Consider the following 18,440-nt stretch of genomic DNA (forward strand, 5'->3'; position numbering starts at 1 on the left):
TCGGATCGATTGCACAGACGGTACGCCCTTGGGGCTATCCGTTGATCGACCAGAGCCGGCGCGAGGCGATCTCGGCTCCCTGCACCAGCGCTTCGAGCTTGCGCCAGGCGATGTCGGGATCAACGGTATGCAGCGTCGCGAAGCTCGCGAAGCCACAGTCCGTTCCCGCGATCACCCGCTCACGTCCGACGACATTTGCATAGCGCTCGATGTGCTGTGCGACGACTTCCGGATGCTCGATATAGTTCGTGCAGGTGTCGATCACGCCCGGCACCAGCACCTTTTCGTCAGGCAGCGGCGTTTCCTTGAACACGGCCCACTCATGCGCGTGGCGCGGATTTGCGGCCTCCATCAGCAGCGCTGCAGGACGCACCTTGAGAAGCAAGTCGAGGATGAGAGACAGCTCGATGTCGTGGTGATGGGGCGACTCGTAGTTTCCCCAGCACAGATGCAGCCGCATGCGCTCCGGCGGAATGTCGCGCAGCGCGTGGTTGAGAACCTCCACCAGGCGGGCAATCTCGCTGCGGAACTCGGCGACGCCAAGAGGCGCGGCGCGAAAATGGCGGCCAAGCGCGAGATCCGGACAATCGATCTGCAACAGCAACCCGGCAGCGGCGATGGCATCGTATTCGTGCTTCATCGCATCAGCCAGCGCCTCCAGGTAGACATCCTGAGATGCGTAATGCCTGTTCGGCATGTAGTGCGACATGATGCCCGGCGACGAAGCGGACATGAAGGCGGCCTCGACGTCGGCCGCATCAACCGCGGCTTTCAGGTTGTCGATGTCATTGTCGAGCGCCTCGCTCCCGCGATAGCTCACCGGTCCAACGCAAGCCGGCGTCTTGATGTCCAGCTTGATACGCTGTGCGAAATTGGGAAACTCCGCCAGTTCGGACAGCGCCAACGGCTGGTCTTCCCCCTCCAGACCCGTCATCCGCTCACGCGCGTAGGTCGCGTAGGCGTACTTGCTCATCTCACCATCGCAGACGATATCGATGCCGAGCGCCGCCTGCCGGCTGACGACCGCTTGGACGGCGTCGGCGACGATGCGAGGCAGCCGGCTTTCATCCTGCGGAGCGAGTCCGCCCTTCTCGCGCCGAAGCAGCAGGGCCTCGAGCTCTGCCGGGCGCGGCAGGCTGCCGACATGCGTCGTCAGTATCCGTGAAGCGCTCAGTTGCATCCTTTGGTCCTCCCTCGTTTGGTCCGAGTAGACAGGCCCTCTTCGACGAGATCACCGCGCCATCGTGGCGCGGCTCCAGGCCGCGCAGTCCGGCGAGCCCTCGATCCTGTGCGCGCCGCGATAGCCGAACTCCACCATCTGCACGGTGACCGACGCGCCCTTGGCGAACACCACGGCATAGGCTTCGGGCAGATCAGAGCCGAGCAGCATCGCGGTTTCGGTGAAATCGGCCCATCCCGCATGATTGGTCCCACGCGCACAACTGAACGGCACGCCGTGCAGAGAACCGGAGAACGCAAAGTGGCAATGGCCGAAGAAAATATGCGCGATCCGCTGCCGGTGCGCCGCAATGATCGCGCCGAATGCATCCGCGTCGCGCAGCATGATCTGGTCCACCGGCCCCACATGCGACGGCACGGGATGATGATGCATGAAAAGAAACACCGGACCCTCCGACTGCGCCAGGGCGGCATCCAGCCACGCGCAGCGCTTATCGCAGTAGAAGCCGGCGTGACTTCGCGGCCCCCAGGTGTCGATCACCACGCCGGTCCCGCGCGAGAGCGAAAAGCGCGTCTGCACATGGCCGTCGGCATCAGCCAGCTCCGGGAACACCTCCAGGAAGGTGGCCCTGTCGTCGTGATTGCCGATCGCAAGTTGCACCCGCACCGGAAGCCTTTCGATCCGCGCACGCAGACGCTGGTAATCGGCGCGCTCGCCCCAATCCGACAGGTCGCCGGTGATGACGATCGCTTCCGCGTCGGGATGCCGGGCCAGCGCGTGTGTCAGCGCGTTCTCGAAATTGGCATTCGGATCGCGTCCACCGATGGTTTGCCCCGGCGTCGTCAGGTGAATGTCCGTGAGATGAATCAGCTTCATGCGGTGGCTCTCAGACCCTTGCGTGCCGCACTAGCAAGCCGGATTAACGTCACCATGACGTCGTATTAGCGGAGCTAATGTCTGAAGTAGTCCATTTCGACCAACGCTTCCTGCGCATGAAAACAAGCCCCTATCAGATCAGCGCCTTCACCCACGCGGCGCGTGAGCGCAGCTTCACCAAGGCCGCGGAACGGCTCGGCGTGACGCAATCGTCGATCACCCAGCATGTGATCAAGCTGGAGCGGATCATGGGAACGCAGCTTTTCATACGCCGGCGGGACGGCCTGGAGCTGACGCGCGCGGGCCGCGAACTCTTTGCAGTATCCGACCGACTGCGCACCCTCGAGCAACTGATCGAGGAAAAGGTCGACAGCTACAGCGAGATCGCCACCGGCCATCTCAACGTCGTGGCCAATGCGCCGCGTCCGGCCATGCCGGTGATCGCCGGCTACGTTGCCAGGTATCCACGCGTGCAGATCAGCTTCGCCCTCGTGAGCTGGACGCTGGCGATGCAGCAGCTGCGCGAACGTACGGTCGACATTGCCATCGTTACGCAGCCGGAGGCGGACGAGCTTCTCTACAGTCTGCCGGTCGCGACGACCCGCTACCGCGCCTATGTGCGGCGCGGTCACGCGCTTGCCGGCTTCAAACGCCTGTCATTGCGCGATCTGGTGAATACGCCGGTGATCGTGCCGGAAGACGGATCGCTGACGCAACAGCTCCTGCACCGCAAGTGCTGTGAACTCGGCATCACGCTGCCAAGCCTTGTGAAGGCGGCCACCTTCCCTCTGGCCAAGGAGGCCGTCCTGCATGGCGTCGGCGTCGGCCTGCTCCTCGACGACAGCATGTCCACGTCGAGAGACCTGATCGCGATCAATATCGCAGAGATGGATGAGACTTACACGAACTGCCTCGTCACGCCGACGGACAAGCGCGAGTTGCGATTCGTGCGCAGCTTCATCGACGTGGCCGCGCAAGTTCTCGGAGTCTAGTCCAACACGCTGCCAACACCCGATCCGACATAGTCGCCGCGTCCAGTGATTTGACGGCGCCATGTGGCGCCTCGCCTTTTGATGACATACGCCCGATCAGCATATCGATCGCGTTATCCCAGAATGCGTAGATATTCTCGTCATCGGAGCAGCCACCAACAATTCCATTATGCTAGCGTCTCGCCCCACAACAGGACGCGCCTCGCAATCTCAGAAGGCCGCGCGTGTCAGGGAAGAAAGCATGAGCAAGACGAAAACGGTTGCCAATCTCTGGGCTGAGCGTTTGGCGTCCTACGGTGTCAAACGCTTCTTCGGCGTACCGGGCGGCGATTGCAGCCTGGACATCATTCAGGCAGCCGCCGACCACGGCATAGACTTCGTCCTCACACGCGCCGAAGCGGCGGCGAGCATCATGGCCGCAACGACGGGCGAACTCACCGGAACTCCGGGCGTCGTCATGACGTCGCGCGGCCCCGGCATCGCAAACGCCATGAACGGCGTTGCCTATGCTGCGTTGGACCGCGCGCCGCTCATGGTTCTCGCCGATGCCTACGACGGCACCAATGAGCACGTCTCGCACCAGCGCTTCGACCAGGTGGCCATGCTGAAACCACTCACTAAAGCCCACGATCATCTCGGCGGCGAGAACGCCGCCAAGCGCCTCGACGAACTCGCCGAAACCTCGCTGGCATCGCCTCAGGGTGCGGTTTATCTCGAGTTGCGCGGCTCAGATATACGAGCGCAAACATCGGAACCGATTGAGCGCACAAAGCCCGCGCCACGACCCGCGGCCCCTCACCTGCCGCCGAAGGTGCAGGAGCTCCTGAACAGGGCAGAACGACCTGTCATCATCGCCGGTCTTCAGGCTTGCGAAACAACGGCCGCAGCGATGCTGCGCAAGCTCATGGCGGGATGGGACGTGCCGATCCTCGTGACCTACAAGGCCAAAGGGGTCGTGCCGGACGACGACGACCATCTGATCGGCTACTACATCGGCGGTGTCGCCGAGGAGCCCTGGCTAAAGCAGGCCGACCTCATCGTCTTCTTTGGCTTCGATGCGATTGAACTACCGCCGCATAAGTGGCGCTATTCCGCGCCAATGGTCGAGATCACCGCCTATCCCTTTGATAGAAACATCATCAGTCCCGACGTGGTCGTCGTCGGGCCGCTCGACGAGCTCGGGGCAGCCCTCTTGAAGCTGAAAATCAATTCCAAGTGGCCCGTCGATTTTCGTGCGACCGCCAAGCGTTCCATTGCCGAGCGTGCACGCGTCGGCGATGGCGGCCCCATCTCGCCGCACATGCTGGTCGATGCAGTCATCGAGGCGGCCCCTCGTAACGCCCGCATCACGCTCGACGCCGGTGCGCACATGATACCCGTGCTGCATCAATGGAAGGCAACCGAACCACGCCAGACCCTGATATCACGCGGCGACGCCACGATGGGCTTCGCGCTTCCGGCGGCGATCGCCTCAGCGCTGGCAGAGCCGGGGCGACCGGTAATCGGCTTCACTGGAGACGGCGGTCTCATGATGTGCGCCGGCGAGCTCGGCACGGCGGCGCAATATCGATGCAACCTCGTGCTCATCGTTTTCAACGACGAGAGCCTGACGCTGATCGGCGCCCGGCAACGGCGCCGCCAGCTCCCCAATGCCGGCGTCGATTTCTCACCGGCCGACTTCTCAAAGATTGCCGAAGGTTTCGGCTGCCTGGGCCTGAGGGTCGAGCAGCCGGAGCAGCTCAAACCAGCCATGAAGCGCGCCTTCTCCGCGCAAGGTCCCGTTGTCGTCGACGTCCGGGTCAACCCCGCAGCCTATCACGAACAGCTCGTCTCGCTTCGCGGCTGAGCCGTTCGATGCCGCCGCGCAGAGAAGAATTCCGGATCGTGAGGGCCGGAATCCATGGCCTCGAACTTTACTGAGCGGAAACGCGCTCCGCTCAATCGACCGGCGTGATCCCAGCCGCCGTAATGACCGCGCCCCAACGCTTGGTTTCATCTTGAAAGAGGCGATCGGCATCCGCCGGCGTTCCGCCCATAGCAATGCCGCTTTGAATGGCCAGCATCTTCTTGACCTCGTCCTGTTTGAGGGCGTCGTTCACCGCCTTGTTCAGCATGTCCACGATTTGGCCCGGCGTGTCCTTCGGTGCCGCCAAGGCGTACCAGACCGTCGAGTGATAATCCGACACCCCGGCCTCATGCAGGGTGGGCACATCTGGGTAATTCGGCAATCGCTCCTTGGTGCCGACAGCAATCATGCGAACCGCGCCTGCGTCGATTTCGCTCAAATAGCTCGGGATGTTGTCGATCACCAACTGGATGCGTCCCGCTGACAGATCGACCCTGGAGGCGGCTGCGCCGCGATAGAAGACGTTGGTGATTTTCGTGTCCGTCAGCATTTTGAACATTTCAATCGACAGATGTCCGACCGAGCCGCTGCCGGACGAGCCGCCGTTCAGCTCGTAGGGATGCTCCTTGGCATAAGCAATGACGTCCTCCGCGGAGCGGAACGGCTGCTCCTTATTGACCAACAATGCATTGGGGAAATCAGCAAGCAAACAGATGGCCACAAATTCACCCGGCTTGTACATGAGTTGACGATAGAGAAATTGATTGGTGGCAAAGGCTCCCGGATTGGTGAGCAGCAGAGTGTAGCCATCCGGCGCCGACGCCGCGACATAACCCGCGCCGATATTGCCGGACGCCCCTGGCTTGTTCTCAACGATGAATGGCTGCCCGAATTTATTCGCCAGCTTCTGCGCAATCAGCCGGGCGAGAACGTCTGTAATGCCGCCTGCGGCCCAGGGAACAATGATACGCACTGGACGATCCGGCCATGTCTGCGCATGCGACGAAGGCATAAGCGCCGTCATCACAATAAGCAGTGCGAGTACGAAAGCGATCCTGAGTTTGAACATACAGGCTCCCCTGCTTTGTCTTCGTGATCTATTGCCGGAGGCAAGTGTGGCCGCGGTACTCATCCGGCACGAGCGAGCCGACCTCCATCGACCACCAACGTGTGCCCTGTGACGTAGCTTGCACCAGCCGAGCATAGGAAAGTGACTGCTCCAGCCACGTCGTCGGGTGCGCCGACGCGACCGAGCGGGAGTCGATCGGCGACGGCCTGGAGCTTGTCCTCGGTATCGAGGGAAGAGCGGTTGAAGTCGGTCAGGATCGTTCCCGGCGCAACTGCGTTGACGCGGATGCCATAAGGCGCGAGTTCCACAGCCGCCGAGACGGTGAGTTGACGGATACCGCCTTTTGTCACGTCATAGGCGATTTCTGGGATGCGCGAAGAAACGAAGGCCGATGTCGAGGCGAAAGTCACAATGACGCCCTGGCGCCGCGGCAGCATCGCGCGCGCCGCTTCCTGAACGCAAAAGAATGTACCTTTCAGGTTGACGCGGACTAGGACGTCCCAGTCCTCCTCTTCGTGATCGAGGAAAGGCTTGGCACGCAAGATACCGGCCGCGCAGACGACGATGTCGGGCGGCGCGGCCAGGCCGCGGAAGGTGCGACGGACCTCCCTCACATCGGAAACGTCAAGACGCGCGGCAGATGCAATACCTCCGCTGTTCCTGATTGTCGTCACCGTCTCATCCGCGCCTTGCTCATTGATGTCCAGGCAGGTGACGTTGGCGCCATGTTTAGCGAGATCGTACGCGACAGCACGGCCCATGCCGCGCCCCGCACCCGTCACGATGGCGTTTGCGCCGTTCAGGCTCGAAACATTCACGGCCAGTTCCCCAATTTATTCGGGCGCCTGCGCGAACGTGCGTCAGACTTCAGCTCACCGGGCAAGCACGGTCGTGCGATGCATTAACCGTCGCTGCGGTAGGGTGTAATCGGCGATCGCCAAATGCTGCGTCGCCCAATTGTCCCATAGGATCAGGTCACCCTTGCGCCATTTGTGTCGATAGACGAAGCGGTCGGAGATGCCGAATGCGATCAGCTCGTTAAGCAATGCTTCGCTTTCCGCCGGCTCCATGTCGAGAACGCGCACAGAGTAGCTCTCGTTGACAAAAAGGGCTTTCCGGCCAGTGATCGGGTGCGGGCGCACGACCGGGTGGATGACATCCGGCGCCTCCTTTTGCTGCTCCTTGGTAAGCGACGGGCGCTTTGAACCCTCCTTTTGCCGACGGACGTAGTATGCCTCGTAGGAATGGACTGCCCGTTTGTCCGCGATCTTGGCCTGGATATCGGGCGATAGCGCCTCAAACGCCGCGATCAAGCTGGCGAACGCCGTATCGCCGTAAGTGCGATCTCCGTCAGGCTTCGGTATCTCCCTGGCATAAAGCAGGGAGCAGTGGCAGGGTTCAGCGATGTAGGACGTATCCGAATGCCAAAGTTGACCGGCATCGCCGATGCCGATTGGTCGGCCCTGGTCATCGAGAATGTTGGAGACGACGAGAATCTCGGGGTGGTCGGACTTGAGGTAGCTTTTGAGCACGTGGCTCTGCAAAGGACCGAAGCGCCGGCTCAACGCAATGTGTTGCTCCTCGGTCAGATCCTGATCGCGAAACAGCAAGATGCCGTTGTTATTGAAGAGCGTCTTGACCTCGGCCAAGGTCGCATCATCCAGTGGCTCTGATAAATCGAGGCCGACGACTTCCATGCCGATGGTCGACGCCAAAGGTCGAGTCTTAAAGCTCATGGATTGTCCTCCAATGCGCTCCAATTTTTCAGATCGCGCGTTGACGCTGGAGCTTAGTTGGCCGGGATTCTAGTCGCCCGATACCTCGTTATGAAATTGCAAGAAGAAATACTGCTATGCCTGCGCATGTATAGTGAGGCACGGGCGACGAGCGGCGGTGGCGTGCACGAGCACTACCTTGATCACTTCCGCTGTCACACGGGCTACGGCGAGCCTGTCGCAGCGCCGACAGGATTAGTTGATAGAGGTCTCAGGCCGGCACGCCCGCAAGCTCGGACAGGACGTAAGGCATGATGCCGCCTTGCCGCGCGAACTCGATCTCGATCGGCGTATCGAGCCGCAGCACAAGCTGTATGCGGTCGGTGGTGCCGTCCCGACGACGAACGACGAGAGTGAGCGGTTGTCGTGGCCGCGCGTCGTCGAGGCCTAGCACATCGAATTCTTCTTCGCCGGTGAGATTCCAGCTTGCCGCGCTCTGCCCGGAAACAAACTGGCAAGGCAGCACGCCCATACCAACGAGATTGCTGCGATGGATGCGTTCGAAACTCTGGGCGATGACTGCGCGTACGCCGAGCAGGCGCGTCGCCTTGGCCGCCCAGTCCCGTGCACTGCCTGTGCCGTATTCTTCGCCGGCAATGACGATCAGCGGGACATCCCCCGCCTTGTAGCGCATCGCGGCGTCGTAGATGCTCATGCGGTCGCCACTTGGCTGATGCGCAGTTAGACCGCCTTCGGTCCCCGGCAGCATCAGGTTCTTGAGCCGCACGTTGGAGAAGCCGCCGCGCACCATGACCTCGTGGTTCATTCGCCGGGCGCCGTAATTGTTGAAGTCGATCGGCTGCACACCGAGTCCGCGCAAATAGGTGCCTGCGGGCGAGTTCGACTTGATGCCGCCAATCGGGCTGATGTGATCGGTGGTGACGGAATCGCCCAGCATTGCCAGCGCTCGTGCGTCCTTGATGGGCGTAAGCACCGTGTGCCGGAACTCGCTGGCAAGGAACGGCGGCTCCTTGATATAGTCGGAGCGCGCCTCCCAGGGATAGATGTCGCCACCCGGTTGCGGCACCGCGCTCCAGGCTGGATTTCCGAAAGTCAGATCGCCGCCGTAGATCTCGCGATAGAATTCCGGACGTTCCGCAACCGCGAGTGCGGCGTCGATCTCGGCCTGTGTCGGCCAAACGTCACGCAAATAGACATCGTTGCCGCTCACGTCGTGTCCGAGCGGCTGCTTCTCCATATCGATATCGACGGTGCCGGCGATTGCGAAGGCCAGGACGAGCGGCGGACTCGCCAGGAACGCCGCGCGGACTGCCGGGTGAATGCGCGCCTCGAAGTTCCTGTTTCCCGAAAGCACCGCGCAGGCGACGACGTCGTTGTCGACGATCGCCCTCTCGAGCACCGGGTCTATCGGTCCCGAGGCGCCAACGCAGGTTCCGCAACTATAGCCCGCGACGGCAAATCCGAGTTGATCGAGCGAGGCTTGCAGCCCGGTCGCATCGAGGTACTTGCTGACCACCCGCGATCCCGGCGTGAGTGAGGTCTTCACCCAGGGCTTGGCGGTGAGCCCGCGCGCGACCGCCTTCTGGGCCACCAGACCGGCCATCACCATGACCGTCGGATTGGACGTGTTGGTGCACGAGGTGATGGCGGCAATCACCACATCGCCATGCGCGGTCTTTTGCCTTGGACCGTTGGCTGAGACAGGAGCGGCCTTGCCATAGCCGCCGCTGCCGAGCGGCTGTCTCAACACTTCATTGAAGCGATGACGCAATTGCGCGAGCGGCAGGCGGTCCTGCGGGCGCTTCGGCCCGGCGAGATTTGGTGTTACGTCTGCAAGATCCAGATCGAACAGGCTCGTATAGTCGACCTCGCCGATCTTCGGTGCGCCGAAAGCACCTTGGGCGCGGAAATAGGCTTCTACCGCCTTCACCTGCTCAGGCGAACGGCCGGTCTGCGTCAGGTAGCGGCAGGTCTGTTCGTCGACCGGGAAGTAGCCGATGGTGGCGCCATACTCCGGCGCCATGTTGGAAATGGTCGCGCGGTCGGGAATGCTGAGACTGGCGACCCCCTCGCCAAAGAACTCGACAAACTTGCCGACCACTTTGTGCCGCCGCAACGTTTCGGTTACATGCAGAACAAGGTCGGTCGACGTCACGCCCGCCCGCAGCGCACCCATGACGTTCACGCCGACGACGTCAGGCGTCAGCATGTAGTAGGGCTGCGCCAACGCGGACGCCTCTGCCTCGATGCCGCCGACTCCCCAGCCGACGACTCCGAGGCCGGCGATCATGCAGGTGTGGGAGTCGGTGCCCACCAGGCTATCGGGATAGACAACGCCGTCCTCGATGAGAACGCCGCGGGCGAGAAATTCGAGATTCACCTGATGCAGGATGCCTGCTCCAGGCGGAAACAGGCGGATGCCGTCATAAGCCTGCATCGCCCATTTGACGAAACGAAAGCGCTCGACATTGCGGCTGATCTCCAGCTCCATGTTGCGGGAGAGCGCATCGGGCGTACCGGTGAAGTCGACGGTCAGCGTGTGATCAAGGACCATGTCGACCGGCACTTTCGGACCGATCTCGCGAACCGGGCGGCCGAGCGAGCTGATCGCACCGCGCAGAGCAGTCAGATCGCCAAGCAACGGAATGCCGGCTGCGCAGTTGAGCACGATGCGGCCAACGGTGAAAGGCAGCTCGCTCTCGCGCACGGCACGCGGTTGCCACGAGGCGAGATCGCGCACCTGCCGCTCGGTCACACGGCGGCCGTCGCAATGGCGCACCAGCGACTCCAGCACGACCCGCAACGACAGTGGCAGGTGGGATACGGCGCCGTAGCCGGCTTCTTCCAGCGCAGGCAGCGAGAAGTAACGGTACTCACGACCGAAACCGAGGTCGATCTTGCGTTCGCACACTTCGCTGAGAAGGGACTTCATGGTGTCAATGCAACGATCAGTTCGCGTGGATGCCGTTGGCCTTGATGAAGGCGAGCCAGCTCTCGAAATCGCTCTTCAGAATTTGCGCGAACGCCTCGGGCGTGGAGGTCGAGACCTCGCCGGCGCTGATGGCCATTTGCGCCTTCATGTCCGGCGTGTTCATCACCTTGAGGACCGCCGCATTAAGCTTGTCGATGATTGGACGCGGCGTTCCTGCCGGCGCCAGAACGCCGTTGAAGGAGATAACCTTCACCTGAGGAAAGCCGGCTTCTGCTGCGTCCGGCACGTCCGGAATCGCGCTCCAGCGCTTGGTATCGGTCACCATCAGCGCGCGGATCGCCCCCGAATTGATCAGCGCCGCTGCGGACGGCATTGTCGCGAACATCGCCTGGATGCGGCCGCCCATCAGGTCGGTCATTGCTGCCGCGCCGCCGCGATAGGACACATAGTTCAGTTGTAGCCCTGTCGCGGTGCGATAAAGCTCGGCGGTGAGATGGTTGGTGCTGCCGCTGCCACTGGTGCCGTAGTTGAACCGCTCCGGATGCGCGCGCGTGGCGGCGACGAGATCGTTCGCCGCATGGATCGGCAGATCCTTTCCGACCACGAGCACATTGGGAAATAGCACCGTCGTCGAAACCGGCACGAAATCGCGGCTGGGATCGTAAGGAAGCTGGTCGAACAGGCCCGGGCTCATCGTCAGCTCGTTGCTCGTGCCCATCAGCAGCGTGTAGCCGTCCGGCTGCGCCTTGGCGACGAACGCGGCGCCGATGGTGCCGCTGGCACCCGACTTGTTGAGCACCACCACGGGTTGGCCAAGCGCACGCGACAGTCCTTCGGCCAAGGGCCGCGCGACGATGTCGGCCGGACCACCCGGCGGAAATGGCACGACCAGCTGAATAGCGCGATCCGGGTAGGTCTGTGCACGGACCGCCGCAGTTGCAGCCACCGTTACGGCGCCGACTGCCAGAAGAACACGGACGATGCGTGTTGCAATCGTCATGCACGCTGCCTTTCGTCCAGAGCGGCGGAATGCAGCGGAGCGGTGAGATCGCGCACGCTCGCGAGCGCGGGCATTGCGTCAATCAGCCGAGCGAGCTCAGCAACCGCACTTGCCGGCAGCACGCTGCCCGCAAGCCAACGAAACTTGTCGAGGTGCTCCCTCTCCGTGCACGGATCGGCCGGCGTGCCGTGACATTCCATAACCGCACGCTCGTGCAGCGTGCCGTCGGCCAGTTCGAGCCTCATACTGGCACCGAATTGACGCGGATAGATCGCCTCGATGGCAGGATCGACGACGACCTCGATCTTCGAAGCCAGCGCGCGCGTGACCGGATCATTGATTGCATCGATGAGGAAGGATTTCGGGTCGCGCGGTTCGCCGAGAAGCGCCACGGCGGCACAGTAAGGAATGCTGTATTGCGCTCCCATCGTGTCGACAGGCGCGGGCTCGCCATTGTTCTTCGCGGCATAAGCGCTGACGCCGATGCGAGCGGTCTTGATCTCCCCGATGGACAAGGGCCGTGTCCCCCGCGCTTCGGACAGCAGCACCACCACAGCTTGAATCCAGCCGCAAATGGGAAACACCTTGAACCACACATCTCTGACGGCCCAGTTTCGGCCGAGCCCATGAGTGAGCTTGCTCGCGTCCGCGCCAGCGCCGCCGAACACTTCGAGCAGGCCGAAGGCGCTGTCGAGTGCGAAAGGCGGTCCGAGAAAGCCCCGCGCTGCGAGCTGCGCGCTGCGCACGCCGGCTTCCGCCGAACGCCCGAGGTGCAACCGCTTGACCATGCCGCCGCCCCGGCCAGCAGCAAAACTCTTGACGCCGGACGCAGCCGAACAGGCGAGCCCGACTGCGGAATAAAGCTGGTCGACACCGAGTTGCATGACCTTTCCGGCAGCAACGGCGCACGCGACCGGCGCGACGAGGCTCGTCGTGTGGAAGCCGCGTTTGGCGGGTTCGGTCCCGAGCGCAAGGCCGACGCGATGCATCACCTCGTAGCCGGCGACGATCGCCTCGACCAGCCGCGCACCCGACGCGCCGACCGCTTCACCGGCAGCAAGTGCTGCCGGGATGACACAGGCCGCCGGATGCGTGATGGATTCGGCGATCAGGTCGTCCAGCTCGAAGCCATGGATCGCGGTGCCGTTGACGAGCGCCGCCGCCGGCGCCGCGAGCATCTGCGACGTGCCGAGCACGCTGCACGCGCCCGGTGCGCCCTCGGCAGTCATTTCGGCGAGCAGAATACGCGACCATGGCTGCGTCGAGCCGAAGATGCCGCAGCCGATCGCTTCAAGAACGCAAGTCTTGGCCCGTGCGACGACGTCGACAGGCAGGTCGCTCAACGTCAGGCTATGAGCAAAACTGACGAGCTCCTGTCCATGTCCGTCGGGCAGCGCGTTCATTGCAACCATTTCTCCGTGCTCACCGCATGACAAATGGGTTCGGGACTTCAGTCGCCATCGAGATCCAGACGCTCTTCGTCTGCAGGTACTCCTTGATCATTTCCTGTCCGCTTTCGCGGCCGATACCGCTCCGCTTGTAGCCGCCGAACGGCGAAAGGTAGCTGACGGCACGGTAGGTGTTGATCCACACCGTACCGGCCTGCAAGCGCTTGGCCATGAGGAACGCCCGGCGCATGCTCTGCGTCCAGACCCCCGCCGCCAGCCCGAACACGACGTCGTTGCCGATGGCGATCGCGTCCTCCTCGTCCTCGAACGGGATCACCGCCAGCACCGGACCGAACACCTCTTCCTGGGCGATGCGCATGCTGTTCCTGACACCGGTGAAAATCGTCGGCTCGACGAAATAGCCGCCGAACTCCTCGGCGCGGTTGCCGCCAAGCGCGGTCGTGGCGCCCTCCGATTTCGCGATGTCGAGATAATCGAGCACCTTCTTGTATTGCGGCGGTGTCGTCACCGGGCCGACCTGGGTGTCGAGACTCATCGGATCGCCGATACGCGCCGTTTTGGCGAAGGCGACAAGCTTGTCGACAAACCGGTCGTGGATCGAGCGCTGCACCAGCAGGCGCGAGCCGGCGATACATGTCTGCCCCGTCGCCGCGAAAATGCCGGAGATCGCCCCCTTCACCGCATTGTCGAGGTCGGCGTCGTCGAACACGATGTTCGGCGACTTGCCGCCGAGCTCCAGGCTGACACGCTTCATGCCGCGGGCGGCCGTCTCATAGATGCGCTGACCGGTCTTGTCCGAGCCCGTGAAGGTGATCTTGGCGACGAGCGGATGCTCGATCAGCGGCGCACCTGCCTCGTCGCCGAAGCCGGTGACGGCGTTGACGACACCGGGCGGAAAGCCAGCCTTCTCGATCAGCTTGCAGAATTCCAGCAGCGAGGCCGAGGTGAACTCGGAGGGCTTGATCACCGCGGTGTTGCCGGCTGCAAGCGCCGGCGCGAGCTTCCAGGCGGTCAGCAGCAACGGCGAATTCCACGGCACGATGGCGGCAACCACGCCCAGCGGCTCGTGCTCGGTATAATTGAAGGTGTCGGCCTTGTCGCTCGGGATGACCGCGCCTTCGATCTTGTCGGCCAGCCCACCGAAGTAATAGTACCATTGCGCCATGTACGCAGTCTGGCCGCGCATCTCCGAGAACAGCTTGCCGTTGTCACGAACTTCGATCTTGGCGAGCGCGTCAGCATTGTCGGTGATCAGGTCGCCGAGCTTGCGGAGCAGTGCCCCGCGTTGAGAGGCCGTCATTTTCGGCCACGCGCCGGCGGTAAAGGCTTGGTGCGCCGCCTGGACGGCGCGATCAATGTCCGCCGCTCCGGCGCGCGGCATCAGCGCCCATGGCTTGCCGGTGTAGGGATTATACGACTCGAAATACGCGCCGGAGGTGGCCTCGGTCCACTCGCCGCCGATCCACATCTTGTACTTGGTGAGAGACTCGCTTTTCGTATCCATGGCAGGCGCTCCCGTTCAATCAATCGAAGGCCTTTGATCCGAGCAGATTCTCGCGAAAGCGGTTCTTGATGTGCGCACCGTCGCGCAATCGAAGCGACATCGGATAACGCTTTGTGTTGACCTTGATATCGCGAAACAGCAGCTCCGTTCCGCCGAAGATCTCCGAAACCGACTTGGCGAGCTCAGCTTCGGTGTAAACGGTTTCGGCGCTCGGAAAGTTGCAGGCCTTGGCCACGCCTTCGAGGTCGATGCCGCGGCGGGTGTGCGTCGGCTGCATCCCCGTCTCGCTGTAGTGCTCATTGTCGATCACGACGAGGGACAGGTTCTTGGGCGCCTTGGCGCCGATCGTGGCGAAGGCGCCGAACCCCATCAGCATTTCACCGTCGCCGGTGACAACCACGACGCGACGCGCCGGTTGCGCCAGCGCCAGCCCGAGACCCAGCATGGCCGCGGCGCCCATGCCGCCCCAGAGATAGAAGGTGTTCGGATGGTCCTCCGTGCCGAAATCGTAGCAGGTCGACCCGAGACCGGTGACGATCAGCGCATCGCCGCGTCCCTTGATCATGCTCGCGACGACCTCCCGCCGGTCCATGGTTCCTTGTCTGCGCTCCATCATGTCACTTGCTCCAGTCCTTGAAGCCGATGAGGCGCTGGCCGAGCAGCACGGCGATCGGGCGATTACTTGAGAACGTCATCTGCGCCGCGGCATGCACGACGTCGCGCACCTCATCGGGACGCTCGGCGCGCTGCACGTAGACGCCAATGTCCTCGAGGACCTTGCCCGTGCTCTGCCCCATCGGCAGCTGCCACGGGTTGAACTCGCCCCATTCCCCGCGCATGGTGACGATCATCAACAGCGGAAAACGGCTCTCCATCACCACGCTGAGCATGTTGATGCAGTTGCCGACGCCTGACGACTGCATCAGCAGCGCGCCGCGCTTGCCGCCAAGCCAGCCACCAGCCAGCATCGCGACCCCCTCTTCCTCCGTCGTCAGCGAGACCACGTTCATCGCGTTGTCGGCTTCGCAATCACGGATGAGTTGCGCGTGTCCGGCGTCGGGAACATAGGCGATCTGTTCAATGCCGACCTGTTTGAACACGTCGTAGATGTCACGCGGCCAAGTCCGCGCTGGCGCTTCAGTGGTCACGTGAACTCCGCTCGTTCGAAGGCAATTATGGTGATGATCATCATTTCTGAGCGACGAGACCCGCCCTCTTGAGGACCTCGCCATTGGCAACGATGTCGCTCTTGATGCTGGCCGAGAATTCCGCAGGCGTGCTGCCGACCAGCACCGTCCCGAATGGCTCGAAGCGCGCGCGGACGGCAGGCTTCTTGAAGACGTCGGCCGTCCGTTGCGCAAGGCTCGCAAGGATTGCCGGATCGGTCTTGGCCGGCGCGAGCAGCCCGTACCAGAGATCCGACTCGAAGCCTTCGAGGCCGGGATACTCGGCAACCGCCGGCGCGTCCGGCATCGAATGGTTGCGCTCGCGGCTCGACACGGCGAGCGGCCGAAGCTGTCCGTTCTGCACGTACGGACGCACCGTCTGGATCGCGCCAAACATGAAATCGATGTTGCCGGCTACGAGATCGCGCAACGCCGACGCGATGCCCTTATAAGGAACATGCTCCATCTGCAGTCCGAGCCGCGACTTCAGCATCTCGCCGGCGAGATGAGCGCCGCCGCCAGCGCCTGAGGAGCCGAAGTTCAGTTTGCCAGGATGCGCGCGAGCATAATCGATGAGCTCGCCAAGCGTCGCCACCGGCAACTTCGGGTTGACGACGAGCAGAAAGGGCTGACGAGCGAGCAGACTGACGGGCGCGAGGCTCGTCTCCGGATCGAGCCTGGCCGCGTTCTCGGACATGAGCGGATTGATGACGATCGTCGCGTTCGTCGTCACCAGAAGCGTGTTGCCGTCGGGTTTCGCCCGCGCGACGTAGTCCGTCGCGATGTCGCCGTTGCCGCCCGGGCGAGCCTCGACGATGAAGGTCTTCCCGTACAGCTCCGAGAATTGATGCGCGAGCTCGCGCGCCATGAAATCGTTCCCGCCTCCCACCTCAAAGGCTGAAATGAGACGCACCGTTCCGGTCGGGTAATCGGCTTGAGCGGCGCTCTGGCCCACGGTAGCTGGCAGTAATGCGGCACCGAGCGCGACCGCCATCAAGCGAGATCTGCGCATGATCCTCTCCGCATGGTTTCGTTCTCTCGACCCTAGCGAAGCTCACCATTCACCGGAAATTATTAGAGCGGATACTGCTATGCCTCCCCCGGCATAGCGGACGCCTGCTGCACGGCGGCGAGCGCCGGCCCTATGCAACACGCGTCTGCGGCTTGGCGTTCGTCGCCGCTCGGGCTGCACTACGGCCGGCAATGCGGCCGAACACGGCTCCGCTCGTGAGACCGGTGGCGCCTGGATAATTGAAATAGAACAGCCCGCCCAGCATTTCGCCGGCGGTGAACAGGCCCGGCATGGGTCGGTTGCCGGTGTCAAGCACCTGGGCGTCGGTCGTGACCTTCAATCCGCCAAACGTGAAGGTGACGCCGCAGGTGACGGCGTAGGCCTCGAACGGCGGGTTCTCCAGCGCGACCGCCCAATTCGACTTGGGTATGGCAAGCGCCTGGGTGCGCCGGCCGTCCTTGACGTTCGGATTGAACGGGACGTCGCGCGTGATCGAGGCGTTATACTCCCGGATCGTTGCCAGCAGCGCGTCGCGGTTCACGTCGTCAAGCTTGTCGGCAAGTTCTTCGATCGTGTTAGCCACCACCTTGGTGACCCGCTTGGCCCGATATTCCGGACGCAGCAAGTGCGTCACGGATGAATCGAATATCTGCCAGGCGAACTGGCCAGGCTGTTGCAGGATGATCCGACCATACTTTGCATAAGTGTAGTTGCGGATGTCGGCGCCTTCGTCGAGAAAGCGCCTGCCATCGGCATTGACCATAATGGAGAACGGATAGTTGTCGCGCTCGTAGTCGTCCATCGTGTCGAAGCTGCCAAAGTCGTCGGCATAACGCTCCCAGCCGACCGCATGGCAGCCCGACCAATGGCCGGCCGTCTGCGCACCGATGCGCATCGCCATCTCCAGACCATCACCGCAGTTGTATCGGCTGCCGCGCACCTTGGCCAAGTCCCAGCCGGGACCAAGATGGCGCGCGCGCCAGGCGGCATTCGCCTCGAAACCGCCGCAGGCAAGCACAATCGCACGCGAAACGAAGCGGCGCGTGACGCCGTCCACGTTGACGACGATACCCTCGATGCCTCGATCGGAGTGCAGCAGCTCGCGGGCCCATGCGTTGTAGAGAACCTTCACGCCCGCCTTCTCGGCGGCGCGGTACAGCTGGTCGACCAGGCCTCGGCCGCCCCCGACTGCGGCGAGCGTCGCGCCGCCCCAGAACGTGAACTTGCCGTCGACCTTGAACGCCTGCCGTCCGAACTGCGGAAGAAAGCGCACGCCCTGCCGACGCATCCAGTGCAGCGTGGCATTGCTCTGTTTCACCAGAAGCTCGCAGAGATCGGGATCGGTGCGGTTCTGCGTGACGCGCGCCATATCATCGAAAAAGCCCTCTTCGGTGTACCATCCAAAATCGCTCGCGAGTTCGTCGGGTGTCAGGTCCGGCGACAGAGCGACGATGTCGTCCCTGCCGCTATAGACGAAGCGCATCAGACCTTCGGTAAAGGAGCTGTTGCCGCCACGTTCGTCCTCCGGCGCCCGTTCGAGCATCAGGACGCTCGCGCCTTCTTCGCGAGCGCTGATCGCGGCGCAGAGGGCGGCGTTGCCGCCGCCGACGACGATCACGTCATGATCTTCGGCAATCTGAGCAGCCTGAACCGTCTGCGCCATCGCCAACCGCTCCTTGTACGTCCTAGTGTCCCGAATCCGAAGTTCGCCATACTTT

15 protein-coding genes are annotated in these 18,440 nt (G+C 62.8%); 2 read left to right on the forward strand and 13 right to left on the reverse strand.

Annotation, left to right across the window (positions count from 1 at the left end):
- Positions 1–34: 34 nt before the first annotated feature.
- Both RCO31_RS22155 and RCO31_RS22160 read right to left on the reverse strand, forming a co-directional pair.
- Entirely contained in the window at positions 35–1,180 is a 1,146-nt protein-coding gene (locus RCO31_RS22155) for a cobalamin-independent methionine synthase II family protein (protein ID WP_308970680.1), read from the reverse strand.
- Between the two features lie 51 nt (positions 1,181–1,231).
- Positions 1,232–2,056: a phosphodiesterase gene (locus RCO31_RS22160; RefSeq protein WP_308970681.1), complete on the reverse strand. Its 825-nt coding sequence runs from the start codon at positions 2,054–2,056 to the stop codon at positions 1,232–1,234.
- A gap of 77 nt (positions 2,057–2,133) precedes the next feature.
- Here RCO31_RS22160 and RCO31_RS22165 point away from each other — a divergent pair, with 77 nt between their 5' ends.
- Both RCO31_RS22165 and RCO31_RS22170 read left to right on the forward strand, forming a co-directional pair.
- Complete coding sequence (locus RCO31_RS22165; RefSeq protein WP_308970682.1) at positions 2,134–3,048, forward strand: LysR family transcriptional regulator; 915 nt, start codon at positions 2,134–2,136, stop codon at positions 3,046–3,048.
- 241 nt (positions 3,049–3,289) lie between these two features.
- Positions 3,290–4,894: a thiamine pyrophosphate-binding protein gene (locus tag RCO31_RS22170; protein ID WP_308970683.1), complete on the forward strand. Its 1,605-nt coding sequence runs from the start codon at positions 3,290–3,292 to the stop codon at positions 4,892–4,894.
- A 91-nt stretch (positions 4,895–4,985) separates the two neighbouring features.
- Here RCO31_RS22170 and RCO31_RS22175 read toward each other — a convergent pair whose 3' ends face one another.
- From RCO31_RS22175 to tcuA, 11 genes are all read right to left on the reverse strand, one after another.
- Complete coding sequence (locus RCO31_RS22175) at positions 4,986–5,963, reverse strand: tripartite tricarboxylate transporter substrate binding protein (protein ID WP_308970684.1); 978 nt, start codon at positions 5,961–5,963, stop codon at positions 4,986–4,988.
- 59 nt (positions 5,964–6,022) lie between these two features.
- Positions 6,023–6,781, reverse strand: coding sequence for an SDR family oxidoreductase (locus RCO31_RS22180; protein WP_308970685.1), 759 nt, complete (start codon positions 6,779–6,781; stop codon positions 6,023–6,025).
- Between the two features lie 54 nt (positions 6,782–6,835).
- Entirely contained in the window at positions 6,836–7,678 is an 843-nt protein-coding gene (locus RCO31_RS22185; protein ID WP_308970686.1) for a TauD/TfdA family dioxygenase, read from the reverse strand.
- Positions 7,679–7,949: 271 nt separating this feature from the next.
- On the reverse strand, positions 7,950–10,631 hold the full coding sequence (gene acnA, locus RCO31_RS22190; RefSeq protein ID WP_308970687.1) for an aconitate hydratase AcnA: 2,682 nt from the start codon (positions 10,629–10,631) through the stop codon (positions 7,950–7,952).
- Positions 10,632–10,647: 16 nt separating this feature from the next.
- Positions 10,648–11,631, reverse strand: a complete 984-nt coding sequence (locus RCO31_RS22195) for a tripartite tricarboxylate transporter substrate binding protein (protein ID WP_308970688.1) — start codon at positions 11,629–11,631, stop codon at positions 10,648–10,650.
- Complete coding sequence (locus RCO31_RS22200) at positions 11,628–13,034, reverse strand: MmgE/PrpD family protein (protein WP_308970689.1); 1,407 nt, start codon at positions 13,032–13,034, stop codon at positions 11,628–11,630. Before RCO31_RS22200 ends, RCO31_RS22195 begins: the two co-directional genes overlap by 4 nt.
- Positions 13,035–13,053: 19 nt before the next feature.
- Positions 13,054–14,544, reverse strand: a complete 1,491-nt coding sequence (locus tag RCO31_RS22205) for an aldehyde dehydrogenase (RefSeq protein WP_308970690.1) — start codon at positions 14,542–14,544, stop codon at positions 13,054–13,056.
- 19 nt (positions 14,545–14,563) lie between these two features.
- Positions 14,564–15,160 carry a thiamine pyrophosphate-dependent enzyme gene (locus tag RCO31_RS22210; protein ID WP_308970691.1) on the reverse strand — a complete coding sequence of 199 codons (597 nt, stop codon included), beginning with the start codon at positions 15,158–15,160 and terminating at the stop codon, positions 14,564–14,566.
- A gap of 1 nt (position 15,161) precedes the next feature.
- Positions 15,162–15,692 carry a thiamine pyrophosphate-binding protein gene (locus RCO31_RS22215; RefSeq protein ID WP_308970692.1) on the reverse strand — a complete coding sequence of 177 codons (531 nt, stop codon included), beginning with the start codon at positions 15,690–15,692 and terminating at the stop codon, positions 15,162–15,164.
- 40 nt (positions 15,693–15,732) lie between these two features.
- Positions 15,733–16,722, reverse strand: coding sequence for a tripartite tricarboxylate transporter substrate binding protein (locus RCO31_RS22220; RefSeq protein WP_308970693.1), 990 nt, complete (start codon positions 16,720–16,722; stop codon positions 15,733–15,735).
- Positions 16,723–16,852: 130 nt separating this feature from the next.
- On the reverse strand, positions 16,853–18,385 hold the full coding sequence (gene tcuA / locus RCO31_RS22225; RefSeq protein ID WP_308970694.1) for an FAD-dependent tricarballylate dehydrogenase TcuA: 1,533 nt from the start codon (positions 18,383–18,385) through the stop codon (positions 16,853–16,855).
- Between the last annotated feature and the right edge of the window lie 55 nt (positions 18,386–18,440).

Origin of the sequence: Bradyrhizobium sp. LHD-71 (assembly GCF_031157255.1) — a bacterium.
GTDB lineage: Bacteria > Pseudomonadota > Alphaproteobacteria > Rhizobiales > Xanthobacteraceae > P52-10.

What these genes read in the sequence shown, in the direction of transcription:
- RCO31_RS22170 (WP_308970683.1), top strand. Translation starts at nt 3,290, where the DNA reads ATGAGCAAGACGAAAACGGTTGCCAATCTCTGGGCTGAGCGTTTGGCG.
- RCO31_RS22155 (WP_308970680.1), bottom strand. Translation starts at nt 1,180, where the DNA reads ATGCAACTGAGCGCTTCACGGATACTGACGACGCATGTCGGCAGCCTG.
- RCO31_RS22210 (WP_308970691.1), bottom strand. Translation starts at nt 15,160, where the DNA reads ATGATGGAGCGCAGACAAGGAACCATGGACCGGCGGGAGGTCGTCGCG.
- RCO31_RS22205 (WP_308970690.1), bottom strand. Translation starts at nt 14,544, where the DNA reads ATGGATACGAAAAGCGAGTCTCTCACCAAGTACAAGATGTGGATCGGC.
- RCO31_RS22200 (WP_308970689.1), bottom strand. Translation starts at nt 13,034, where the DNA reads ATGAACGCGCTGCCCGACGGACATGGACAGGAGCTCGTCAGTTTTGCT.
- tcuA (WP_308970694.1), bottom strand. Translation starts at nt 18,385, where the DNA reads ATGGCGCAGACGGTTCAGGCTGCTCAGATTGCCGAAGATCATGACGTG.
- acnA (WP_308970687.1), bottom strand. Translation starts at nt 10,631, where the DNA reads ATGAAGTCCCTTCTCAGCGAAGTGTGCGAACGCAAGATCGACCTCGGT.
- RCO31_RS22195 (WP_308970688.1), bottom strand. Translation starts at nt 11,631, where the DNA reads ATGACGATTGCAACACGCATCGTCCGTGTTCTTCTGGCAGTCGGCGCC.
- RCO31_RS22220 (WP_308970693.1), bottom strand. Translation starts at nt 16,722, where the DNA reads ATGCGCAGATCTCGCTTGATGGCGGTCGCGCTCGGTGCCGCATTACTG.
- RCO31_RS22175 (WP_308970684.1), bottom strand. Translation starts at nt 5,963, where the DNA reads ATGTTCAAACTCAGGATCGCTTTCGTACTCGCACTGCTTATTGTGATG.
- RCO31_RS22165 (WP_308970682.1), top strand. Translation starts at nt 2,134, where the DNA reads ATGTCTGAAGTAGTCCATTTCGACCAACGCTTCCTGCGCATGAAAACA.
- RCO31_RS22160 (WP_308970681.1), bottom strand. Translation starts at nt 2,056, where the DNA reads ATGAAGCTGATTCATCTCACGGACATTCACCTGACGACGCCGGGGCAA.